This is a genomic window from Microcella sp. (genome assembly GCF_033763155.1).
In the GTDB taxonomy this organism is placed as follows: domain Bacteria; phylum Actinomycetota; class Actinomycetes; order Actinomycetales; family Microbacteriaceae; genus Microcella.
Window position 1 is genome coordinate 1 of record NZ_JANRKZ010000134.1, and the last position, 2,485, is coordinate 2,485.

General features: G+C 67.6%; 4 protein-coding genes. 3 read left to right on the forward strand and 1 reads right to left on the reverse strand.

Features of this window, described 5'->3' with window-relative positions; translation table 11 throughout:
* Positions 1 to 360 (forward strand): PH domain-containing protein (locus tag SFU54_RS05680; RefSeq protein WP_319015326.1); only part of this gene is annotated, 360 nt, incomplete at its 5' end.
* Here the strand turns inward: SFU54_RS05680 and SFU54_RS05685 are convergent.
* The gene (locus SFU54_RS05685) at positions 349 to 816 is read right to left on the reverse strand and encodes a GtrA family protein (protein ID WP_319015327.1); all 468 of its coding nucleotides are present in this window, start codon (positions 814 to 816) and stop codon (positions 349 to 351) included. The two genes, SFU54_RS05680 and SFU54_RS05685, sit on opposite strands and share 12 nt — an antisense overlap.
* 81 nt (positions 817 to 897) lie before the next feature.
* Here SFU54_RS05685 and SFU54_RS05690 point away from each other — a divergent pair, with 81 nt between their 5' ends.
* Positions 898 to 1,998 carry a 5-(carboxyamino)imidazole ribonucleotide synthase gene (locus SFU54_RS05690; RefSeq protein WP_319015328.1) on the forward strand — a complete coding sequence of 367 codons (1,101 nt, stop codon included), beginning with the start codon at positions 898 to 900 and terminating at the stop codon, positions 1,996 to 1,998.
* 16 nt (positions 1,999 to 2,014) lie between these two features.
* A partial coding sequence (gene purE, locus SFU54_RS05695; protein WP_319015329.1) for a 5-(carboxyamino)imidazole ribonucleotide mutase occupies positions 2,015 to 2,485 on the forward strand: 471 nt, incomplete at its 3' end.

A 2,485-nucleotide genomic window follows, 5' to 3' on the forward strand; every position in this document is an offset into this window, starting at 1 on the left:
GTCACTCTGCTGTGGGTTCTTCCCCTCCTGCGCTGGCTGAGCACGCAGTACCTCATCACGACACGTCGGGTGGTGTTGCGCAGCGGCCTTTTCGTCCGCACGCGACATGAAGTGCTGTTGAGCCGCAGCTACGACGTGACCGTGCGCCAGTCAGGCCTCCAGCCTGTCTTTCGCTCGGGTGACGTGCTCATCACGACGGGCGCTGACCGCCCCGTCATTTTGCGGGACGTGCCGAACGCAGGCCTCGTGCAGCGGGTGCTGAGTGACGTCATGGAAGCCAGCACGACGTCGATCGCCACGATCCGCCGCCCGATCGAAACGACCGACCCGGCGATGAGGCGCGATCGCTCAGGCCGGTGACTCGCGCGGGGCATCGTGTGGCGCCTGCGGCGCTCGCCGCGGGTGAAAGACCCAGGTGCGATAGAGCGTGAAGCGAAAGGCACTTCCGAGGGCGAGCCCCACGACGTTCGACGCGATGTTGTCGGCCAGCAGACTGGTGAAGCCCAACACATAGTGCGAGACAACCAGGCACGCGACAGCGATGAGCATGCCGCCGACGCTGACGATGGCGAACTCGAGGGCCTCGCGCGCCGCGGGGCGACGGTGTTCGAGGCGAAACGTCCAGTGCCGACTTCCCACCCAGTTGACGGCGATCGCCACCGACGTCGAGAGCACTTTGGCGATGACGGGGCCCTCGGCAATGACCTCGGGGGCGAGCACGGTGACGCGAAGCAGGTTGAAGATCGCCACGTCCACCACGACTCCCACGAGCCCGACAGCTCCAAAGCGGGCCAGTTGTGCCAAGAAGGTGCGCATCGTTCCTCGGGGCGTCGGAGTGGGGGGCGTGAGGTCGGCCAGAATAGGGGGGAGTCGTCCGCAGTCTAGTGAGGAGCATCCATGCCCGTTGTCGGGGTCATCGGAGGGGGCCAGCTCGCACGCATGATGATTCCTGCGGCGGTGGGCCTGGGAATCGAGATTCGCGTGCTCGCCGAGGCTCCCGACGCTTCGGCGCGGCTGGCGGCGACGGCGGTGGGTGACTATCGCGACGAAGCGACCGTGCTCGCGTTCGCGCGTGAGTGCGACGTGATCACCTTCGACCACGAGCACGTGCCTCAGACGGTGCTGCGCACGCTCGTTGCCGCGGGTGCTGCCGTGCATCCGGGTCCGGATGCCCTGCTCTACGCCCAAGACAAACTCATGATGCGCGAGCGCTTGTCGCAGCTCGGCGTGCCGCAGCCTGACTGGGCGCGCGTCGAGTCGGCCGACGATATAGCCACCTTCCTCGCTGACCACGGTGGCCGAGCCGTCGTGAAGACGCCGCGCGGAGGCTACGACGGCAAGGGTGTTCGCGTCATTGACGACGCCGCGCAGGTAGCCGATTGGCTCGCCGATGGCCCGCTCTTGGCCGAAGAGCTCGTGGCGTTTGAGCGCGAACTCGCGCAACTCATCGCCCGTCGCCCGAGCGGCGATGCCCAGCTGTGGCCTCTCGTCGAAACCGTGCAGCGCGGCGGCGTGTGCGCCGAAGTCATCGCACCGGCACCCCAGACAACCGACGCACAGCAACGCGCCGCGGCCGAGATCGCTACTTCCATCGCGCACGGCCTCGGCGTCACGGGCGTGCTGGCCGTCGAACTCTTCGCCGCCACCGACGGTCGCATTCTCGTCAACGAACTCGCCATGCGCCCCCACAACAGCGGGCACGTCACGATCGATGGTTCGGTGACGAGCCAGTTCGAGCAGCACCTGCGCGCCGTGCTCGACTGGCCCCTCGGCGACACCTCGATGCTCGCGCCCTGGGGTGTCATGATCAACGTTTTCGGCAGCTTGCCCGACGAGACGATCGCGGCGGCCCTGGGCCACCAACCGACCGCCAAGGTGCACGCCTACGGAAAAGGTCCGCGGGCGGGCCGTAAAGCAGGCCACGTGACGGTCATCGGCACCGAGCTTGACGACGTCGTCTACCGTGCGCGCGCCGCGGCAAGCCACTTCGATGCCTGAGTCCTACCCTGGAGGCATGAACTCACCCCTCGTCGCCGTTGTCATGGGTTCTGACAGCGACTGGTCGGTCATGCAGCGTGCGGCCGAGGCTCTTGACGAGCTCGGTATTGCCTACGAGGTCGAAGTGTTGAGTGCCCACCGCACGCCCGATGCGATGATCGCGTATGGCCGTGCGGCGGCCGGCCGCGGCATCCGCGTCATCATTGCCGGTGCGGGCGGTGCCGCCCACTTGCCGGGCATGATCGCGAGCGTGACGACTCTGCCCGTCGTGGGTGTGCCCGTGCCCCTCGCGACGCTCGATGGCCTCGACAGCCTGCTGAGCATCGTGCAGATGCCGGCGGGCATTCCCGTGGCGACGGTCTCGATCGGTGGCGGGCGCAACGCTGGTCTTCTTGCGGCGCGCATCATCGGGTCGACGGATGCGGCCGTGGCCGAACGCCTCACCGCCTTTGCCGCCGCACTCGAACGCGCCGTGGCCGAGAAGAAC